This is a genomic window from Brachybacterium paraconglomeratum (assembly GCF_039541415.1).
Classification (GTDB): Bacteria; Actinomycetota; Actinomycetes; order Actinomycetales; family Dermabacteraceae; genus Brachybacterium; species Brachybacterium paraconglomeratum_A.
Genome location: NZ_BAABGE010000007.1, coordinates 426,029 through 445,540, shown reverse-complemented (window position 1 = coordinate 445,540; position 19,512 = coordinate 426,029). Strand labels below are relative to the sequence as shown.

The following is a 19,512-nucleotide window of genomic DNA, read 5'->3' as shown; positions in this document are numbered from 1 at the left end:
CAGCCGGCGTGAGGACGCGCCGTTCCGCTCCCCCGGATCACACGGGTGTTGCTCAGGCTCCTTCTTCCTCACCGAAGATCAGGCGTTCGGCGATGACCCGGGCACGGCGGGTCAGCCGGAAGTAGCGCTCTTCGAGCTCCACGGCGGAACCGTCCTCGCCATCGATCAGCAGCGCCAGGGCCCGCAGGTCGTAGCGGTCGGTGGGCAGCACATCTCCCTCGCGTCCCTTCCACAGGAACAGCCCGCGCCGGATCTGCCAGGCCAGGGTCCAGGCCTCGGCGAGCTCCTGGGCTTCGCGGGTGGACAGCAGCTCTGCGTCCGCAGCAGCCCTGAGCTGGTCCAGGGTGCGAGGGGTGCGCAGGCCCTCGATCTCGTGGCCGTGCTCGAGTGCGAGGATCTGGGCAGTCCATTCCACATCCGTCATCCCACCGCGACCGAGCTTCACGTGGAGGGACGGGTCGGTGTTGCGAGGCAGCCGCTCGGACTCCACCCGTGCCTTCATCCGCGTGATCTCCCGCCGGGAGGATTCCGTCAGCCCTCCCTGGGGATAGCGGTGGCGGTCCATCTCCGCGCTCAGCTGCTCGGCGACCGCCTCGGAGGCGACGACGGGCCGCGCCCGCAGCAGGGCCTGCTTCTCCCAGGTCGCCGCATCCCGGCGGTAGTAGTCGCTCCAGGAATCCTGGCTGCGGGCGAGCGGGCCCAGCTTCCCCTCGGGTCGGAGGTCCGCGCTCACGCGCATATCCGAGCGGGCAGTGGGGGCGTTGAGGATCTTCTGGGTCTGGGTGGCGACGGCGACGGCGATCTCGACCGCTGCCTTGCCGGATCCGCGGTCGATCACGAGGAACTGGACGTCGGCGTCCGAGGAGTAGCCCATCTCGCGGGCGCCGAAGCTGCCCAGCGCGATGATCGCCATCTCGATCTTCAGCGCGCGGGCGGGAGCAGAGCGCTTCTCCCGCAGGCGCAGTGCGGTCTCGACATCCACCTCCGGCTCGCTGTCGAGGGTCTCGCCCTCCTCTCCCACCACCTCCCGGTCTCGGGCCACGACGTGCAGGGCGACCAGCATCCCCGCCTCGAGCACCGCCTCGGCGAGGTCGGTGAGGGCCCGGGCCACCTCGCGCGGGCTCGCCACGCCCGTGAGATGGGCCAGGGCGATGCGCAGCAGCTCCCGGCTGCGGGTGCGGCGCAGCACGTCGCGGGCGACGTCCGCATCGTCGACCCGGGAGATGACGGCAAGGAACTCCCGTCCCAGGACGTCGCGGGCAAGGGGGCGGAGCTGCTCGTCGCGGGCGAGCCAGCGCACTCCCTCGGGGATCTGCTCGAGCTGCTCGCCGACGAACCGGCCGGAGGAGAGCACCCGGGTGAGGCGTTTGGCGGCGAGCCCGGAGTCCCGCAGCAGGCCGAGGTACCAGTGGGCGGAGCCGATCGTGTCCGAGAGCCGGCGGAAGCCCAGCAGGCCGAGGTCCGGATCGACGCCGTCGGCGAACCATTCCAGCATGGCGGGCAGCAGCTGCCGCTGGATCTTGGCGCGTCGGGAGATGCCCTCGGTGAGCGCCGAGATGTGGCCGAGTGCCCGCGAGGGGTCGCGGTAGCCGATCGCCGCCAGGCGCGCGGCGGCGTCCTTCTCGCTGAGTCGGATCTGCCCATCGCTGAGCTGCGAGGCGGTCAGCAGCAGCGGCCGGTAGAAGATCTCCTCGTGCAGCTGCCGCACCCGGCGCCGGGTGCGCTGGTAGCGCTGATGGAACTCGTCGGTGGACAGCCCCACGCTGCGGGCGAGACGGCGCAGATCGGAGGCTGCGGTGGGCAGCACCTGGGTGCGGCGCATGCGGTGCAGCTGCAGGCGGTGCTCGATGCAGCGCAGGAAGCGGTAGGCCTCGTCCATCTCGGCGACATGGTTGCGCGAGATGTACCCGCCCTCACCGAGGCGGGCGAGGGAGTCGAGGGTGGAGCGGCCCTGGAGCACCTCGTCGGCGCGTCCATGCACCATCTGCAGCAGCTGCACGGTGAATTCCACGTCCCGCAGCCCGCCTGGACCGAGCTTGAGGTTCCGATCGACCTCCGCCCGCGGGATGTGTGCGACTACTCGGCGACGCATCGCCCGGGCATCCTCGACGAATCCGTCCCGGGTGGAGGCCTGCCACACCCAGGGCTCCACCATGGCCTCGAACTCGCGGCCGAGCTCGTGGTCCCCGGCGGCGGCACGGGCCTTCAGCAGCGCCTGGAACTCCCAGGACTTCGCCCACTCGGTGTAGTAGCGGCGGTAGGAGGGGATGGTGCGTACGAGAGGTCCGTCCTTCCCTTCGGGGCGGAGGTTCGCATCGACCTGCCATAGCGAGCCCTCCCCCGTGCGTTCGGAGCAGGCGCGGGCGAGCTCGCGGGCCAGGGCGGAACCGATCGTGATGGCAACTTCTTCCCCCACTGCGTCCGCCTCTGCACCCTCCTCGGCGTTGTGCGCGACGGGGGCGACGACGTGCATGACGTCGACGTCGGAGAGGTAGTTGAGCTCGCGGGCACCGGTCTTGCCGAGGGCGATCACCGCCCAGCGCACCTTCTCGTGACCCTCCGTGGTGGCGCGAGCGATCGCCGCACCGGCCTCGAGCGCCGCATCGGCGAGGTCGCTGATCGCGACCGAGACCCGGGGCTGCAGCGCCGTCGGGTCCGCAGCGCAGACGTCCGCGGCGGCGATCTGCGCGAGCCGGCCGTGGTAGGCGATGCGCAGGGCGTCTCGCACCTCCCGGCCGCTGTCCCCAGCGACTGGAACGTCGGCCTCGGGATCCGCGCCGACGGCCTCGAGCAGCGTGCGCCGCACCTCGGAGCTGGTCATCGAGAGCTCGTCATCGCCTTCGCGCAGCAGGGTCAGGTGCTCCGGATGGCGGGCCAGGAAGTCACCGAGGGCGACGGAGGTGCCCAGCAGCGTGATCAGGCGGTGCCCGGGGGTGCCGGTCGTCCCGATCCCGCCGAGGAACTCCTTCATCAGTGCCCGCTGGCCCGCCTCCTCGGCGGCTTCGGCCAGGCGCAGCAGCCCCAGCACCGCGTCGTCGCCGTCGGCGGTGCGGCCCAGTGCGCGGGCGGCGTCGCTGCCGAGGCCGGCCAGCGCCGGTTCGGCGAGGAAACGGCGCACCCGATCGGTGCTGCTGAAGCCGAGACGTGCCAGGGCCCCGGTAGAGGTCGACGGTTCGCTGCTCACGTGTTCTCCTTACCAGTCGCCCCCTGCTCAGACGCGGCTGAAGGTGGAGCGCAGCTCGTAGTCGGTCACCTGCTCGCGGTACCGCTGCCATTCCTGGCGCTTGTCCCGCAGGAAGAACTCGAAGACCTGCTCGCCGAGGGTGCTCGCCATCAGCTCGGAGCTCTCGAAGACCTCCAGGGCACGGAAGAGGTCGGAGGGCAGCGGGTCGATGCCCATGGCCCGACGTTCACGCTCGGAGAGATCCCAGACCGCGTCCTCTGCCCCTTCGGGCAGCTCGTACTCCCCCTCGATGCCGGCCATGCCGGCGGCCAGCAGCACCGAGAAGGCGAGGTAGGGGTTGGCCGAGGAGTCCAGACCCCGGAACTCCACGCGCGAGCTGGTGCCCTTGGTGGGCTTGTGGAAGGGCACCCGCACCAGGGCGGAGCGGTTGTTGTGCCCCCAGCACACGTAGCTCGGTGCCTCCTGCGCACCCCACAGCCGCTTGTAGGAGTTCACCCACTGGTTCGTCACGGCGCTGTACTCCGGGGCATGGCGCAACAGCCCGGCGATGAAGTGCCGCCCGGTGCGCGAGAGTCCATACTCGGCGCCCGGCTCGTGGAAGGCGTTCTTCCCGCCCTGGAAGAGCGAGAGGTGGGTGTGCATGCCGGAGCCAGGCTGGTCGATCATCGGCTTGGGCATGAAGGTGGCGACCTGGCCCATCGACAGCGCGACCTCCTTGACCACGGTGCGGAGGGTGACGATGTTGTCGGCGGTGGTCAGCGCGTCGGCGTAGCGCAGGTCGATCTCGTTCTGGCCGGGCCCGTTCTCGTGATGGGAGAACTCGACCTGGATGTTCATCGCCTCCAGGTGCTGGATGGCGGTGCGCCGGAAATCCTGGCCCTGACCGCGGTGGACGTGGTCGAAGTAGCCGGCGTTGTCGATCGGCCGCAGCGCCTCGCCCTGCGCGTAGGGCTCCTCGAAGAGGTAGAACTCGATCTCCGGGTGGGTGTAGAACTCCAGGCCCTTCTCCTCGGCGCGGGCGAGGGCCTGGCGCAGCACCCGCCGCGGATCCGAGGCGGCCGGTTCACCGTCGGGGGTGAGCACATCGCACATCATGCGGCCAGTCGCGTTGGTCTCCCCGCGCCAGGCCAGCAGCTCGAAGGTGCCCGGATCGGGACGCAGGATCATGTCCGATTCGTAGCTGCGGGTGAGGCCCTCGATGGTCGAGCCGTCGATCCCGATGCCCTCGGTGAATGCGGTCTCGAGATCCGACGGGGAGATCGCGATGGACTTCAGCGTCCCCGCGATATCGCAGAACCACAACCGGATGAAGCGCACGTCCTGATCGTCGACGGTGCGGATGACGTCATCGTGAAGATGTCCCATGTGACCAGTGTGCCTCAGGCTCTGCGCCTGCCGACGACGCAACGCCCCGGCATCCGAATGCTGGATGCCGGGGCGTTGATCTCACGGCTGGAGCACTCAGCCGGCCTGCGGCATGGCTGCTGCTCCGTCGACGTACCACTGGCCGTCATCGCCCTTGAGCAGGGAGAGCCCCATATCCGTGCCCATCATGCTGATGCTGGCGGTGCCATCACCGTTGTCGACCGCCTCGATCATGGAGCGTTCCATCATGTCTGCGGTCGCAGGGTCGACTCCCATCTCGCCCGAGGACTCCGTGAAGCTCGTGACGCACGCGTCGAGCTCGCTGCCCTCGAAAGGCTGGTCGTTCATCGGGTTGGTGATGAGCGAGCATGCGGTCTCTCCGTCGCCACCGGCGGCGGCCTGCAGGAACTCGAAGAAGCGGTCGCCTGCTGCAGTGAGGTCCTCCTCGGAGAGCGCCTCGCCGGCGGCAGCATCGTCGCCCTCGCCCGCAGCGGCGTCGTCGCCCTCCTCTGCAGCCGCGCCCTCATTCGCGCTCGCGTCGCCGCCTTCTTCCTCGGACTCTGCGGGATCGGCCTCTTCGGCGGGGTCTGCCTCCTCGGCCGGCTACTCCTCCGCGACCGCAGGGTCTTCGGTCTCGGTCTCTCCGCTCCCACCGCATGCCGCGGCTCCGGCGATGATGGCGAGGGCACCCAGCCCTGCGGCGGGTCATGCTCAGAAGGGGATGGAGAAATACCATTCCTGGTCATCACCCTGCACCATAGGGATGTCGACCGGCTCCTCGAGCAGGCTGAGCGAGACGGTCCCGTCGCCGTTGTCGGAGGCCCGGACCATCGAGGCGTCTATCACGTCGAAGCGGCCCGGCACCAGCAGCTCGGAGTAGGAGGCGAGCGCGCGCTCCACCCCGTCGACGCAGTCCTGGAGCCGTGCGCCCTCGGGAGCGGCGTGGGTGGTGGGGTCCAGCACGAGGCGGCAGGCAGAATCCCAGTCCTGGTCGTCCAGCAGCTGCAGGCCCTCGACGAAGCGCTGGGATGCGGACTCGAGCTGTTCGTCGCTGAAGGGACTGCCGGTCTCCTCACCGCCGCCGTCGCTCGGTGCGGCGGCGCCCTGCTCGGTCGTCTCCTGGCCTGGGGCGTCCTGGGGCGAAGTGCTGGTCGACGGCGACTGAGGTGGTTCCTGGTCGCCGCCGGTGCAGGCCGCGGCACCCAGCGCGAGCGCGAGCGCCCCGGAGCCTGCGGCGATGCGGCGGCCGATGCCGTGCGTCCTCGATCTCACGTCGCCTTCTCCCTCTGACCGACCGATGCGTGGGTCGGCACCAGGGTGACACATTCCTGGGCAGTCCATGGGAACAGGCCGACGGTCGGCGGCGACGCGAAGTCGTGGGGGGCAGCTCTGACGGCGATAGGCTGGAGCGCAGTTCCCCACCCGTTCACTGCCCAGGAGCACCTCGTGAGCACTGAGTCCCCCGCCGGTCCGGCGAAGATCCGTCTGCGTCATCTGCAGCTCGCCAAGTCGCAGGGTCAGCCCTTCGCGATGCTCACCGCCTATGACCAGTTCGCCGCTCAGGTCTTCGAGGCGGCCGGGATCGAGGTGCTGCTGGTCGGGGATTCCGTGGGCAGCACGGTGCTGGGGCATTCCTCCACCACGTCGACCACTCATCAGGACATGCTCACCTTCACCGCTGCGGTGGCGCGCAGCGTGCATCGCCCTCTGGTGATGGCCGATCTTGCCTTCGGGACCTATGAGAGCGGCCCGGCTGACGCGCTGCGCCACAGCGTCGAGCTGATCCGCGCCGGCGCAGAGGTGGTCAAGCTCGAGGGCGGCGCCGAGGTCACTGCGCAGGTTCGGGCGCTGGTCGATGCCGGGATCCCGGTCTGCGGGCACCTCGGATTCACCCCGCAGTCGGTGAACTCGCTCTCGGGTCACCGGGTCCAGGGCCGTGACGAGGCCGGCGCCGAGAAGCTCCTCGCCGACGCCCTCGCCCTCCAGGAGGCCGGAGCCTCCGCGATCGTGCTCGAGCTGGTCCCTGCGGCGGTTGCCGCACGCGTCACCGAGGCGGTCTCCGTGCCCACCATCGGGATCGGGGCCGGGCCGGACTGCGATGGTCAGGTGCTGGTCTGGCAGGACATGGCCGGGCTCTCCGGCTTCCAGGGGAAGTTCGTCAAGGCGTTCGCGGATCTGCGCGGAGACCTCCAGCAGGCCGCGCAGCAGTACCGCACCGAGGTGCGGGAACGCAGCTACCCGGGCCCCGAGCACTCCTTCGAGTAACCCAGGAAGCACTCCGGCGGGAGTACCGGGAAGCTCAGTGCGCGGTATCGGGCTTCGCCGGCGGAGTGCCGTAGTCCTCCCAGTCCTCGTCGGCGTCTTCCCACTTCTCATTGCGGGCGGCCGCGGTCTGCAGCGCCCGCTCGGCCTCCTGCCGGGTCGCGTACGGTCCCATCAGCTCCGCGCCGGAGGACTGCCGCCCCTCCTCCACGCTGCCGGTGCTGAGGTTGTAATAGAACTGCGTGCCCTCGCTCACGTCGGGCTCCTTCTCCGTAGGTGACAGACTGGTGGGCATGACTGTAGAGCAGGAATGGACCCGTCCAGAAGGCCGCGCACTGCTGGTGCCCGGCACCATCGGCCCCCGGCGCGGCGTGCCGGTGAAGATCGAGCGCCCCGAGTACGTCGACAAGGACGAGGCCGTCTCGGACAGCGGCCCCCGCGTGCAGACCCCTGAGATCATCGAGCGGGTGCGTGAGGCCTCGCGCATCGCTGCCCTCGCCCTCCAGGCCGCCGGCGAGGCCGCCCAGCCAGGAGTGACCACGGACCGCATCGACGAGATCGTCCATCAGGTGCTGATCGAGAACGGCGCCTATCCCTCGACGCTGGGCTACCTGGGCTTCGAGAAGTCCTGCTGCACGAGCCTGAACGAGATCATCTGCCACGGCATCCCGGATTCGACCGTGATGGAGGCCGGGGACATCCTCAACGTGGACGTCACCGCCTTCATCCACGGCGTGCACGGGGACTGCAACGCCACCTTCGCGGTGGGCGAGATCCATCCCCGCGCGCAGGATCTGATCACCGTCGCGCACGAGACGATGATGCGCGGCATCAAGGTCGCCAAGCCCGGGCGCGAGGTGAACGTGATCGGCCGCGTGATCGAGAAGTTCGTGGCCCGCCACGGCTACGAGTCGGTGCAGGACTACACCGGCCATGGTGTCGCCGAGGGCTTCCACAACGGGCTGATCATCCCCCACTACGATTCCGCCCCGATGTTCGACGATGTCATCGAGGAGGGCATGACCTTCACGATCGAGCCGATGGTGACGATCGGCTCGCAGGCGTGGGAGCAGTGGGACGACGGGTGGACCGTGGTGACCAAGGACCGCTCCTTCACCGCGCAGTTCGAGCACACGATGGTCATCAACGCCGACGGTCCCGAGCTGCTGACCGTCGTCTGAGCCGGCGCGGACCCCGCGCCGGCGACACCCGTGCGCCGGGTATTCTGGATCGCTGTGAGCACCGCCACGTGCGGCGCACTGATCAGCGGGGATCCAACATGCCCCGCCTACGGCAACCAGGAGACACGATGAGCAAGAAGGCCTTCGGGATCGATATCGGCGGCAGCGGCATCAAGGGGGCCCCGGTGGACCTGGCCACCGGCGAGCTGCTCGCGGAGCGGGTGCGGATCGCCACCCCGCAGCCCTCCACGCCCGACGCCGTCGCGAACACGGTCGCGGAGCTGATCGCCTCCTTCGACATCGACGATGACATGCCGGTGGGCGTCACCTTCCCTGCCGTGATCCAGGCCGGAGTGGCCCAGACCGCCGCGAATGTGGACAAGTCCTGGATCGGGACCGACGTCGATGCGCTGCTCACCGAGCGCACCGGCCACGACGTGTTCGTGGTCAACGACGCCGACGCCGCCGGGATCGCCGAGATGAAGTTCGGCGCCGGCCAGGACACCTCCGGCGTGGTCCTGGTGATCACGCTCGGCACCGGAGTGGGCAGCGCGACCTTCGTCGATGGACGGCTCGTGCCCAACACCGAGCTCGGCCACCTGCTGCTGCACGGAGACTCCGCCGAGAAGTACATGGCCAGCTCCATCCGCGAGAAGGAGGACCTCGACTGGGAGACCTGGGGCGGCCGGCTCCAGGAGTACTTCTCGCACGTCGAGTTCCTGTTCAGCCCCACCCGGATCATCGTGGGCGGTGGAGTGTCCAAGAAGCATCAGAAGTTCCTGCCGCTGCTGGATCTGAAGACCGAGATCGTGCCGGCGGAGCTGCGCAACGAGGCCGGGATCGTCGGCGCCGCAGCCCTCGCCCGTCGCGAGCAGAAGTCGTTGCACAAGGGCGCGAAGAAGTCCGGCGAGACGTCGGCGAAGAACGATGAGAAGTCAGCGAAGAAGGCTGCGAAGAAGGAGAAGGCAAAGCGCGAGGCGGCGAAGTAGTCCGCCGCCTGCTGCGCGCTGTCTACTGCCCGCGTCCTGTTGCGCGAGGCCTGCGCCGCGTCCCCTCGGGGTCGCGGCGCCTTGCGTCACGGCGCACTGCCTTGCAGCGCAGGCGTCGCGACGGATTGCCCCGAAGGGCGGACCAGCCGACCTATAAGCCGGGTTCTGTAATCGGCAGCCATCCCTCTACGATCGCCGTTGCCGACGACCTCCAGCGGTCTACCCAGGGACTCGGGCCGGTGCCCTCGAACATCCCCTGTCTGACCTTGCTCCCGGTGGGGTTTACCGTGCCGACCTCGTCACCGAGGCCGCGGTGGTCTCTTACACCACCCTTTCACCCTTACCGCCGCTCCCCGAGGGGTGCGGTGGCGGTCTGCTTTCTGTGGCACTGTCCCGCGGATCACTCCGGGTGGGCGTTACCCACCACCGTTCCGGATGGAGCCCGGACTTTCCTCGGCCTCGAAGCCGAAGCCTCGAGAACGCGGCTGCCCGGCCGACTGGTCCGGGGGCAGTCTACGTGGAGCGGCACTCACCCTGCGCTCCAACGCCGAGCAGTCCAGCCGACGTGCGGAACATCTCCTGGCCCCTGACCTGCCCATGCCCTGCCGTCGGCCCAGAATGGACTCGTGCTGATCCTGCTGCCGCCCTCGGAGGCCAAGACCCGTCCCGCCGAGGACGGCGCCGCTCCCCTGGAGCTCGCGACGCTCGGCCTGCCGCAGCTGACCGCGGCGCGCAGCACCGTCCTGCGAGCTGCGCAGCGCACCGCCGCCGCGTCCGACGGTGCTGTGAAGCTCGGTGTTCCTGCCTCCTCCCCCGAGCTGCTGGACCGTATGGCGCGGATCGAGTCCGAGCCGGCCGCCTCGGCCCTGTCCGTCTACTCCGGCGTGCTGTACGACCAGCTCCGGGAGGACCATTCCCCCGCCGAGGATCGCCGAGTGCTGGTCCAGAGCGCATTGTTCGGGCTCGTCGACGCCAGCACGGACCGGATCCCCGCCTACCGGCTCTCCGCCGGCTCTACCCTGTCCCGCCTCGGCAAGGCGGGGTCCTGGTGGGCGCCGCGGCTGAAGCCCCTCATCGCCGAGCTGCGCAGCGAGCAGGCCGAGAGCGGCTCTCCGCTGGTCATCGATTGCCGCTCCGGCTCGTACCGCTCGATGATGACGATGCGCAGCGGCGAGGGTGTGCGGGTGCTCGAGGTGTCTCCGGTCCAGGAGCGCGCCGGGGTACGAAAGGTGATCTCCCATGACGCCAAGCGGTATCGCGGACTCGTGACCGGGGCGCTGCTGGAGGCGGAGCGCACACCGACCTCGGCCGATGAGGTCGTCGACGTCGTCCGCAGCGCATTCGGGACGCAGCTGCAGGTCGAGCTCGACGGCGACCGGTTGGTCATCGTGGACAGGGTGGGCTGAACCCACCTCCTGTCGGCGCGCTCATTCAGCCGGCGCGGCCGCCCCAGGGATCCGAGGTGTGCTCGCTGATCAGCACCTCGAGGCCAGGCAGCGCCTCGGCGAGCAGCTCCTGTGCCAGCGGGAGCCAGAGCGCCTCGCTCGCAGCATGAGGGACATCGATCAGCGCCGGCACCGCCGCGTGATCGGCAGACACTTCGAGATGCTCGAGCGCCGGATGATGGCGCAGGTCCGAGGTGATGTAGACGTCGACCTCGGCGCCGGCGGCGGCCTCGAGGAACGAGTCTCCTGCCCCCGGGCAGACTGCCACACGGCGCACCGGCCGGTCTGCGTCCCCGGTATGGAGGATCCCCCGGGCGGTGGCAGGGACGAATCCAGCGATCGCCAAGCTCAGCTCCCCCACCGTCGTCGGCACAGGAAGGGTGCCCACCGCGCCGAGACCGAAGCGGTGGGAGCCGTGGGCCGCCGCGGCGGGCACCTCCCCCGGGATCAGCGGGGTGGCATCCTCGAGACCGAGCTGTGAGATCCAGGCTCCGACGGTGCCGCGGGTGGACCGGTCCACGTTCGTGTGCCCGCACCACAGGGCGGTGCCATGGCGCAGCAGGTGGGTGACCACGGCACCCTTGCCGTCGTCGGCCGGGAGGAAGCTGGCCCCGCGCAGCAGCAGCGGATGGTGGGTGACCAGCAGCTCTGCACCGCGATCCACTGCCTCGCGCGCGACCGCGACCGTCGGATCCACCGCGAGCAGCACACGCTGCACCGCGGCGTGCCGCTCCCCCAGGACCAGGCCCACCCGATCCCAGGGCTCCGCCCAGGAGAGGGGGTAGGCGTCCTCGAGGGCGCCGATCACGGAGCTGACGTTCAGCAGTTCTGCCATAGCGCTCACGCTCCCAGGGTCTGTGCTTCGACCAGCGCGGCCTGATAGGCCTTCCATGGCATCAGCACGCACTTCACGCGGGCCGGGAACTTCGCCGCGCCGAGCAAGGCGATGCTGTCGCCGATGAGGTCCTCATCGCCGTCGAGCCGGCCGCGGGAGCGCATCGCCGCTTCCATGTGGTCCTGCGCGGGGGCGACCTCGTCGAGGGTGCGACCGATCAGGAGGTCCGCCATCATCGAGGCGGCGGCACGGCTCATCGCGCAGCCGACGGCGTCATAGGAGATGTCCTCGATTCGTTCACCGCCCTCGGCGAGCTGCAGGCGAAGCGTGATCTCGTCCCCACAGGTGGGGTTCACGTGATGGACCTCGGTGTTGAACGGTTCACGCAGCCCGGCATGCAGGGGGCGCTTGTCGTGCTCGATCACGAGCTCGGTGTACAGGGAGGACAGCTGATTGCTCATGAGAAGGATCCGAAGAAGTCGATGGTGTGGGCGACGCCGGCGACCAAGGCGTCGACCTCGGCGGCGGTGGTGTGGACGGAGAAGCTCGCCCGGGTGGTGCCGTGCACCCCGTAGCGGCGATGCAGCGGCCACGCGCAGTGGTGGCCCACGCGCACCTCGAGACCGAGGGAGTCGAGCACCTGGCCGACGTCATGCGGGTGACGGCCAGCAACGTCGAAAGCGACTGCCCCGGTGCGCGACGGAGATGCTGCCGGGCCGATGATCCGTACCCCGTCGATCGCGGCGAGGCCGGTCAGCGCCTGCTGGGTGAGGGCCTGCTCATGGGCGGCGATGCGCTCCATTCCGAGCGCGTCGAGGTAGTCGCAGGCTGCTGCGAGTCCCACGGCCTGCGAGATCGGCGGGGTGCCTGCCTCGAAGCGGGCGGGCGGCTCCGCGAAGGTGGAATGGTCCATGTGGACCAGCTCGATCATCGAGCCGCCGGTGAGGAAGGGCGGCATCGCTGCCAGCAGCTCGTACCGTCCCCACAGCACACCGATCCCGCTGGGGCCCAGCATCTTGTGCCCGGACAGGGCCACGAAGTCCACCCCGAGCGCGGCAACGTCGAAGGGCATGTGCGGGGCGGACTGCGCAGCATCGAGCACGGTGAGTGCCCCGACAGCCCGCGCGGCCTCGACCAGCGTCGCGACCGGGTTCACGGTGCCCAGCACGTTGGACTGGTGGGTGAAGGCGATGACCTTGGTGCGCTCGGTGACCAGCGAATCGAGACCCGTGAGGTCGAGGGTGAAGTCGTCCGTGACCGGGATCCAGCGCAGGGTCGCGCCGGTGCGTCGGGCGAGCTCCTGCCAGGGCACCAGGTTCGCGTGGTGCTCCATCTCCGTCACCAGGATCTCGTCCCCCTCGCGCACCCGCAGCCGGGCCGGGGTGGACGCGTCACCGTTGCCGAGGGAGTACGCGACCAGGTTCAGCGCCTCGGTGGCGTTCTTGGTGAACACCACCTCGTCAGGCGACGGTGCGCCGAGGAAGTCGGCGATGCGTTCGCGGGCGCCTTCGTAGGCGTCGGTCGCCAGGCCCGCCATCCGGTGGGCGCCGCGCTTCACCGCGGCATTGTCATTCAGGAGATACGCGACCTCAGCGTCGATCACCTGGCGGGGGCGCTGCGAGGTGGCACCGCCGTCGAGGTAGATCATGGGCGTGTCCGGATCGAGCATCCGGGTGAGGATGGGGAAGTCTGCGCGAATCGCGTCGACGTCGAACTCTCTGCTGGGTGCACTCACCTGCGCGGCTCCTCCTTCAACGGGGCTCCGGCCGAGGCTCCGCGAGCTGCGGAGCACGCCGGTCATGGCTGCCCTGCCAGTATAGGAAGCGCCCAGGTGAGCGGGCCGGGTCGTGAGACCCTGTGCACAGCCCGCCATCCCTGCGACCCTCCGGAGGCACCGCCATCGAAAATCTCATCCTGCTCGCCATGGCCGTGGCAATCCTGACCTCGGTCGTCGTCATCATCGGACGGCTGCTGGTGCGGCGCCAGCGCGCCCGCGAGGAATGGGAGAAGAACGGACGGCCCGAAGCGCCGGAGAAGACTTCCGAGGAGAAGGCGAAAGAGCGCCAGACCGGCGTGATCTGGGGCTGCCTGATCGTCGCAGTGCCGGTGGCGCTGGTGCTGCTGTACACCGTGACCCGGTGAGGGCTGCGGGAAGTGATCCGGTGGGTCGTGAGGGGCTCGAACCCCCGACCTCCTGGGTGTAAACCAGGCGCTCTAACCATCTGAGCTAACGACCCGGGCGGGGGCGAACCCCCGTGGCACCCCTTGTGAGGGGTGCCGTGACGCTCCCGCGGGAGCGTCAGCGCGGCTCAGTTGACGCGGCTGGCCAGGCGGGTGCCGTTCCAGTCCGGCGCGAGGCTGACCGAGCTCATCACCCGCAGTCCGGCGATGCTCGCGCTCTCCTGAATGTCTCCCGGCATCACGTGACCGGGACGACCTGCCTTGGGGACCAGCATCCACACCGGCGCACCGGGCTCGATGTTGCGCAGGGTGTCGACCATGGCGTCGGTGAGGTCACCGTCGCCATCGCGCCACCACAGCACGACGGCGTCCACGATCTCCTGAGTGTCCTCGTCCTCCAGCTCGTCGCCGATGAGGTCCTCGATCGCATCGCGCAGGTCAAGATCGACATCATCGTCGTAGCCGATCTCCTGCACGATCTGACCATTGGTGAAGCTCAGCACCTCGGCGAGGGAGCTGGACGAAGTGGCGTCTGCCGACGGTGACAAGAAAGGACTCCTTAAGAGCGGGGGTATAGCGAACTCGGCAGCGACGGGGGCCTGCAGGGCCCGAGGCCGTGCTGCGCGGGCCTGATTCTATGTCACGCGCACCTCACATGCATTCCGGGACGAGGGTCCCGGACCACGGCACCGAAGAATCCGATGTCCGACGTGTCACAGATATGGGGCGAGTGTGAAGGTCCCGCGCCCTCCCGGCGAAGGTAGGCTTGCACGCACCGAGGCCGACGGAGCAGGGCCCAGCGGCGATTCCCGCTCCCCCGGCCGGTCCGCCCCCTCCCGTAGAGAGAAGGACAGTGTGACTTCGCACGAGACTCCTCGTCCCATCGGCATCAACCTGCCGAGCCACGCCCAGGATCCCGATCCGGAAGAGACCCGGGAGTGGTTGGATTCGTTCGACGGTCTCGTCGAGCACCGCGGTGCCGAGCGCGCCTCCGAGATCGTCCAGAGCGTCATCCAGCACGCCCGCGAGGAGGACATCCACCTTCCGGAGTCCCTCACCACGGACTATGTGAACACCATCTCGGTCGAGCAGCAGCCGGAGTATCCCGGTGATCTCGAGCTCGAGAAGGAGCTGCGCAACATCAACCGCTGGAACGCGGCGATGGTGGTGCACCGCGCGCAGGCCCCCGGAATCGGCGTCGGCGGACACCTCTCGAGCTACGCCTCGATTGCGACGATGTACGAGGTGGGCTTCAACCACTTCTTCCGCGGCCGGAACCACCCCGGCGGCGGCGACCACGTCTTCTTCCAGGGACATGCCTCCCCCGGCATCTACTCGCGCGCCTACATGATGGGCCGCCTCTCTCAGGACCAGCTCGACGGCTTCCGCCAGGAGTTCTCGAGCGAGCACGGGATGCCCTCTTACCCGCACCCGCGGGCGATGCAGGACTTCTGGGAGTTCCCGACCGTCTCGATGGGCATCGGCCCGGTCGCTGCGATCGAGCAGGCCTCCTTCGACAAGTACCTCAAGAACCGAGGTCTGAAGGACACCAGCGATCAGCACACCTGGGCGTTCCTCGGCGACGGCGAGATGGATGAGGTCGAGTCCCGCGGCGCGCTGCACATCGCCGCCAAGGAGCACCTGGACAACCTCACCTTCGTGGTGAACTGCAACCTGCAGCGTCTGGACGGCCCGGTCCGCGGCAACGGCAAGATCATCCAGGAGCTGGAGAGCCAGTTCCGCGGTGCCGGCTGGAACGTCATCAAGGTGATCTGGGGCGCGGGCTGGGATCCGCTGCTCGAGGAGTCCACCGACGGCGCGCTCATCGACCTGATGAACGCCACCCCCGATGGCGACTACCAGACCTACCGCGCCGAGTCCGGCGGGTTCATCCGTGACAACTTCTTCGGCCGCGATCCGCGGACCAAGGCGCTCGTCGAGGATATGTCCGACGAGGACATCTGGTGGAAGCTCAGCCGTGGCGGCCACGACGCGAAGAAGATCTACGCCGCGTTCAAGCAGTCCATGGAGAGCAACGGCAAGCCCACTGTGATCCTGGCCCACACCGTCAAGGGTTACCGCCTGGGCAAGAACTTCGCGGGCCGCAATGCGACCCACCAGATGAAGAAGTTCACCCCCGAGGATCTCAAGGCCCTCCGCGACACGCTGCGGATTCCGATCAGCGATGAGCAGCTCGAGTCTGCAGACAGCGTCTACGACGCACCGTTCTACCTGCCGGAAGCCGACTCACCGGTGATGAAGTACCTCAAGGAGCACCGCGCGGCACTCGGCGGCCCGGTCCCCTCGCGCCGCACCGAGCACAAGCCTCTCGAGCTGCCCGGCGACAAGGCCTACGAGGTCGTCAAGCGCGGCTCCGGCAAGCAGGAGATCGCCTCGACGATGGCGCTCGTGCGTCTGCTGAAGGACCTCATGCGGGACAAGGAGACCGGCAAGCGCTGGGTTCCGATCGTTCCCGACGAGGCCCGCACCTTCGGGATGGATTCGCTGTTCCCGACGGCGAAGATCTACAACCCCGACGGTCAGAACTACCTGTCGGTGGACCGCGACCTGCTGCTGGCCTACAAGGAGTCGACCTCCGGCCAGATCAAGCACATGGGCATCAACGAGATCAGCTCGACCGCGGCCTTCACCGCGGCGGGCACCTCGTACGCCACGCATGACTTCCCGATGATCCCGTTCTACATCTTCTACTCGATGTTCGGGTTCCAGCGCACCGGCGACTTCTTCTGGGCCGCCGGGGACCAGATGGCCAAGGGCTTCGTGATCGGTGCGACCGCCGGCAAGACGACGCTCGCCGGCGAGGGCCTGCAGCACATGGACGGCCATTCGCCGATCCTCGCCTCGACCAATCCCGGTGCGGTCATCTACGACCCGACCTACGGGTACGAGCTCGGCCACATCATCCGCGACGGTCTGCAGCGCATGTACGGCGTGGACGACCGTATCGCGGAGGTCTTCTACTACATCACGGTCTACAACGAGCCGATGGTGCAGCCCAAGGAGCCCGAGGGCCTGGACGTCGAGGGGCTGCTCAAGGGCATGTACCTGAACCAGGCGAAGCCCGAGGGTGAGGGCCCCGAGGCACAGCTGCTCGCCTCCGGCGTCGGTGTTCCGTGGGCGCTGCACGCCCGCGAGCTCCTCTCCGAGGACTGGGGCGTGAAGGCGAACGTCTGGTCGGTCACCTCGTGGACCGAGATGCGCAAGGAGGCTCAGGAGGCCGAGAAGCACAACCTCCTGCACCCCGAGGATCAGCGCACGCCGTGGATCTCCCAGCGGCTCGAAGGCGTCGAGGGTCCGTTCATCGCGACCTCCGACTACGACTTCATGGTCCCGGACATGATCCGCGAGTGGATCCCGGGCCGCTACGGCGTGCTCGGCGCCGACGGCTGGGGCTTCTCGGACACCCGTCCGGCCGCCCGCCGCCACCTGAAGATCGACGCGCACTCCATGGTCGTCAAGGCCCTGCAGCTGCTCGCCAAGGAGGGCAAGGTGGACCCCTCGGTGGTGCGCCAGGCCATCGACAAGTACGACCTGACGAACGTGAACGCCGGCCAGTCCGGCTCGTTCGGCGGCGAGTCCTGATCACCCCGTCGGGCCGTCTGTCCTGGTGACAGAGGGCCCGACGGACTCTCCCCTGTCGGCCCGCCTCGTCCTCCGAGCGGGCCGTCCCCTTCTCTCCCTGGAGGTACCAGTGCTCGCGATCGTCTGTCCCGGACAAGGGGCCCAGAAGCCCGGGTTCCTGAGCCCATGGCTCGAGCTCCCCGGCGTCCCCGAAGCGCTCTCCGCGCTCTCCGAGCCCGCAGGCATCGATCTGCTCCGTCATGGCACCGAGTCCGACGCGGACACCATCAGGGACACCGCGGTGGCTCAGCCGCTGCTGGTAGCGGCCGGCATCATCGCCGCCTCCTCTCTGTACCAGGAGCAGGGACTCGCCTCCGCTGACGCCTTCGCCGGCCACAGCGTCGGGGAGCTCACGGCTGCTGCACTGGGCGGGGTGCTGAGCAACGAGGACGCGATGCGTCTGGTCGCCGTCCGTTCCCAGGCGATGGCGAAGGCCGCAGCCGCGGAGCCCACCTCCATGGCCGCCGTCGTCGGCGGCACCCGCGAGGACGTCCTCGCCACGATCGAGCGCCACGGACTGCACGCCGCGAACATCAACTCCGCCGCGCAGGTGGTCGCCGCCGGGGCGAGCGACCAGATCACCGCCCTGGCCGAGGACGGCCCCACGAAGGCCCGGGTGATCCCTCTGCAGGTCGCTGGCGCCTTCCATACCCCGTACATGGCCGGGGCCCGCGAGGAGCTGGCGGCCTTCGCACCTGGCGTGCACCCATCGGACCCGGCGGTCCCGCTGATCTCCAACGCCGGCGGCGAGGTCATCACCACCGGTGCGCGCTACCTGGAGCTGATCGTCAATCAGGTCGCCTCCCCCGTCGACTGGGAGGCCTGCATGGCTGCGCTGCGCGAGCGCGGCGTGACCGCGCTGATCGAGGTCGCCCCCGCCGGAACCCTCACCGGGCTCGCCAAGCGCGAGCTGAAGGGGATTGCGCTGGCGAACCTCAACACCCCCGACGATCTCGAGTCGGCCCGCGCCCTGGTGCGCGAGCACGCCGGCACCGCTTCCACGGACCAGGAGAACTGACATGGCCGTCGCCCTCACCCCTCAGCAGACCGTCCCCGGCTCGCAGGTCCTCGCCTATGGTGCGGCCCGCGGCGATGTCGTCGTGCCCAACGATGATCTGGTCGGACCGATCGACTCCTCCGATGAGTGGATTCGGCAGCGCACCGGCATCATCACCCGCATGCGCGCCAGCAAAGACGTCGGCGTCAAGGACCTCTCGCTGACCGCGGCGAAGGAAGCCCTGGAGAAGTCCGGCATCGAGCTGGAGACGCTCGATGCGATCATCGTCTCCACCATCTCCTTCCCGTACCCGACCCCGTCGCTGGCGACACTGCTGGCCGGAGAGCTGGGCCGTCCCGACGTCATCGCCTATGACATCTCGGCTGCCTGCGCGGGCTTCGCCTACGGGATCGGTCAGGCCGATTCGCTGATCCGCTCGGGAGCCGCACGCAACGTCCTGGTGATCGGTGCGGAGAAGCTCTCCGACTTCGTGGACCCCACCGACCGCTCGATCTCCTTCCTGCTGGGTGACGGCGCGGGCGCCGCGATCGTCGGCCCCAGCGACACCCCGAAGATCGGCCCCACCGTGTGGGGCAGCGATGGCGACAACTGGAACACCATCCGGATGACGAACTCGCTCGTGAACTTCCGCGACGGCGACGGCCCCTGGCCCACCCTCGAGCAGGATGGCCGCACCGTGTTCCGCTGGGCCGTCTGGCACACCGCCGAGAAGATCCGCGAGATGCTCGACAAGTCCGGGATCGGCATCGAGGACATCGATGTGTTCGTTCCCCACCAGGCGAACATGCGGATCATCGACGAGCTCGCCAAGCAGCTGAAGCTGCCCGAGTCGGTGGTGATCGGCCGGGATATCGCCGAGACCGGGAACACCTCCGCCGCCTCGATTCCGCTGGCCACGCACCGGCTGATCGAGGAGGGCGCCGCCAAGAGCGGGGACGTGCTGGTGCAGTTCGGCTTCGGTGCCGGCCTCGCCTACGCGGGCCAGGTCGTGATCCTGCCCTGATTCGACGCGGGCGCACTGTCACCCGCATCACGCCTCACGGGGGACACGATCCCCGCTAGCCAGTTACCCCGCGGTAGCACGGGTAGTCTGTGACCGCCACACATCCGTACACCTGAAGGAGCACCCATGGCACACACCGAGAACGAGATCCTCGCGGGCCTCGCCGAGATCGTCAACGAGGAGACCGGTGTCGCCACCGAGGACGTCAAGGCTGAGAAGTCCTTCACCGACGACCTCGACATCGACTCCATCTCGATGATGACCATCGTGGTCAACGCCGAAGAGAAGTTCGACGTCCGCATCCCCGACGAAGAGGTCAAGAACCTCGCCACCGTCGGCGACGCCGTCAAGTACATCGCGGGCGCCCAGAACTGAGCCCCGCCAGACGCCCGGGACGATATCCCGTC

Annotated in this window: 18 protein-coding genes, 1 tRNA gene and 1 other RNA gene; 9 read left to right on the top strand and 11 right to left on the bottom strand. The window is 68.9% G+C overall.

Annotation, left to right across the window (positions count from 1 at the left end; all coding sequences use genetic code 11):
* Nucleotides 1–52: 52 nt before the first annotated feature.
* The 4 genes from ABD893_RS11280 to ABD893_RS11265 form a co-directional block, all read right to left on the bottom strand.
* On the bottom strand, nt 53–3,184 hold the full coding sequence (locus ABD893_RS11280; RefSeq protein WP_345079865.1) for a bifunctional [glutamine synthetase] adenylyltransferase/[glutamine synthetase]-adenylyl-L-tyrosine phosphorylase: 3,132 nt from the start codon (nt 3,182–3,184) through the stop codon (nt 53–55).
* A gap of 27 nt (nt 3,185–3,211) precedes the next feature.
* Complete coding sequence (locus ABD893_RS11275) at nt 3,212–4,549, bottom strand: glutamine synthetase family protein (protein WP_345079862.1); 1,338 nt, start codon at nt 4,547–4,549, stop codon at nt 3,212–3,214.
* 96 nt (nt 4,550–4,645) lie between these two features.
* Nucleotides 4,646–4,897 (bottom strand): hypothetical protein, encoded by a 252-nt coding sequence (locus ABD893_RS11270; RefSeq protein ID WP_345079859.1) that lies wholly within the window; start codon nt 4,895–4,897, stop codon nt 4,646–4,648.
* A 363-nt stretch (nt 4,898–5,260) separates the two neighbouring features.
* Nucleotides 5,261–5,821, bottom strand: a complete 561-nt coding sequence (locus ABD893_RS11265) for a hypothetical protein (protein WP_345079856.1) — start codon at nt 5,819–5,821, stop codon at nt 5,261–5,263.
* Between the two features lie 174 nt (nt 5,822–5,995).
* Between ABD893_RS11265 and panB the strand changes: the two genes are divergently transcribed.
* Nucleotides 5,996–6,814: a 3-methyl-2-oxobutanoate hydroxymethyltransferase gene (gene panB / locus ABD893_RS11260; protein ID WP_345079852.1), complete on the top strand. Its 819-nt coding sequence runs from the start codon at nt 5,996–5,998 to the stop codon at nt 6,812–6,814.
* 34 nt (nt 6,815–6,848) lie between these two features.
* Here panB and ABD893_RS11255 read toward each other — a convergent pair whose 3' ends face one another.
* Nucleotides 6,849–7,067 carry an SPOR domain-containing protein gene (locus ABD893_RS11255; protein ID WP_345079849.1) on the bottom strand — a complete coding sequence of 73 codons (219 nt, stop codon included), beginning with the start codon at nt 7,065–7,067 and terminating at the stop codon, nt 6,849–6,851.
* Between the two features lie 37 nt (nt 7,068–7,104).
* Here ABD893_RS11255 and map point away from each other — a divergent pair, with 37 nt between their 5' ends.
* Both map and ppgK read left to right on the top strand, forming a co-directional pair.
* On the top strand, nt 7,105–7,992 hold the full coding sequence (gene map, locus ABD893_RS11250; RefSeq protein ID WP_345079846.1) for a type I methionyl aminopeptidase: 888 nt from the start codon (nt 7,105–7,107) through the stop codon (nt 7,990–7,992).
* Between the two features lie 128 nt (nt 7,993–8,120).
* Nucleotides 8,121–8,981 carry a polyphosphate--glucose phosphotransferase gene (ppgK, locus tag ABD893_RS11245; RefSeq protein WP_345079843.1) on the top strand — a complete coding sequence of 287 codons (861 nt, stop codon included), beginning with the start codon at nt 8,121–8,123 and terminating at the stop codon, nt 8,979–8,981.
* Nucleotides 8,982–9,119: 138 nt separating this feature from the next.
* Here ppgK and rnpB read toward each other — a convergent pair.
* Nucleotides 9,120–9,482, bottom strand: an RNA gene (gene rnpB, locus ABD893_RS11240) — RNase P RNA component class A.
* Nucleotides 9,483–9,607: 125 nt separating this feature from the next.
* On the opposite strand from rnpB, the gene ABD893_RS11235 reads away from it, so the two are divergent.
* Entirely contained in the window at nt 9,608–10,387 is a 780-nt protein-coding gene (locus ABD893_RS11235; RefSeq protein ID WP_345079840.1) for a YaaA family protein, read from the top strand.
* A 25-nt stretch (nt 10,388–10,412) separates the two neighbouring features.
* Here the strand turns inward: ABD893_RS11235 and ABD893_RS11230 are convergent, their stop codons facing one another.
* The 3 genes from ABD893_RS11230 to ABD893_RS11220 are packed head-to-tail and all read right to left on the bottom strand — an operon-like array spanning nt 10,413 to nt 12,996.
* Entirely contained in the window at nt 10,413–11,261 is an 849-nt protein-coding gene (locus tag ABD893_RS11230; RefSeq protein ID WP_345080785.1) for a Nif3-like dinuclear metal center hexameric protein, read from the bottom strand.
* Nucleotides 11,262–11,266: 5 nt separating this feature from the next.
* Nucleotides 11,267–11,722: a Fe-S cluster assembly sulfur transfer protein SufU gene (sufU, locus tag ABD893_RS11225; protein WP_345079837.1), complete on the bottom strand. Its 456-nt coding sequence runs from the start codon at nt 11,720–11,722 to the stop codon at nt 11,267–11,269.
* On the bottom strand, nt 11,719–12,996 hold the full coding sequence (locus ABD893_RS11220) for an aminotransferase class V-fold PLP-dependent enzyme (RefSeq protein WP_345079834.1): 1,278 nt from the start codon (nt 12,994–12,996) through the stop codon (nt 11,719–11,721). The genes sufU and ABD893_RS11220 overlap by 4 nt, the downstream gene beginning before the upstream one ends.
* A gap of 188 nt (nt 12,997–13,184) precedes the next feature.
* Here ABD893_RS11220 and ABD893_RS11215 point away from each other — a divergent pair, with 188 nt between their 5' ends.
* Nucleotides 13,185–13,403, top strand: a complete 219-nt coding sequence (locus tag ABD893_RS11215; RefSeq protein ID WP_345079831.1) for a hypothetical protein — start codon at nt 13,185–13,187, stop codon at nt 13,401–13,403.
* Nucleotides 13,404–13,424: 21 nt separating this feature from the next.
* Here the strand turns inward: ABD893_RS11215 and ABD893_RS11210 are convergent.
* Both ABD893_RS11210 and ABD893_RS11205 read right to left on the bottom strand, forming a co-directional pair.
* Nucleotides 13,425–13,498 (bottom strand) — tRNA-Val (locus tag ABD893_RS11210).
* A gap of 72 nt (nt 13,499–13,570) precedes the next feature.
* Nucleotides 13,571–13,990, bottom strand: coding sequence for a DUF3052 domain-containing protein (locus ABD893_RS11205; RefSeq protein ID WP_345079828.1), 420 nt, complete (start codon nt 13,988–13,990; stop codon nt 13,571–13,573).
* Nucleotides 13,991–14,297: 307 nt separating this feature from the next.
* Between ABD893_RS11205 and aceE the strand changes: the two genes are divergently transcribed.
* The 4 genes from aceE to ABD893_RS11185 all read left to right on the top strand — a co-directional run bounded on the left by aceE (nt 14,298) and on the right by ABD893_RS11185 (nt 19,480).
* Complete coding sequence (gene aceE / locus ABD893_RS11200) at nt 14,298–17,045, top strand: pyruvate dehydrogenase (acetyl-transferring), homodimeric type (RefSeq protein WP_345079825.1); 2,748 nt, start codon at nt 14,298–14,300, stop codon at nt 17,043–17,045.
* Nucleotides 17,046–17,154: 109 nt separating this feature from the next.
* Nucleotides 17,155–18,102, top strand: coding sequence for an ACP S-malonyltransferase (locus ABD893_RS11195; protein WP_345079822.1), 948 nt, complete (start codon nt 17,155–17,157; stop codon nt 18,100–18,102).
* Nucleotide 18,103: 1 nt separating this feature from the next.
* Entirely contained in the window at nt 18,104–19,105 is a 1,002-nt protein-coding gene (locus ABD893_RS11190) for a beta-ketoacyl-ACP synthase III (RefSeq protein ID WP_345079820.1), read from the top strand.
* Between the two features lie 126 nt (nt 19,106–19,231).
* Entirely contained in the window at nt 19,232–19,480 is a 249-nt protein-coding gene (locus ABD893_RS11185; RefSeq protein ID WP_345079817.1) for an acyl carrier protein, read from the top strand.
* The last annotated feature ends 32 nt before the right edge of the window (nt 19,481–19,512 follow it).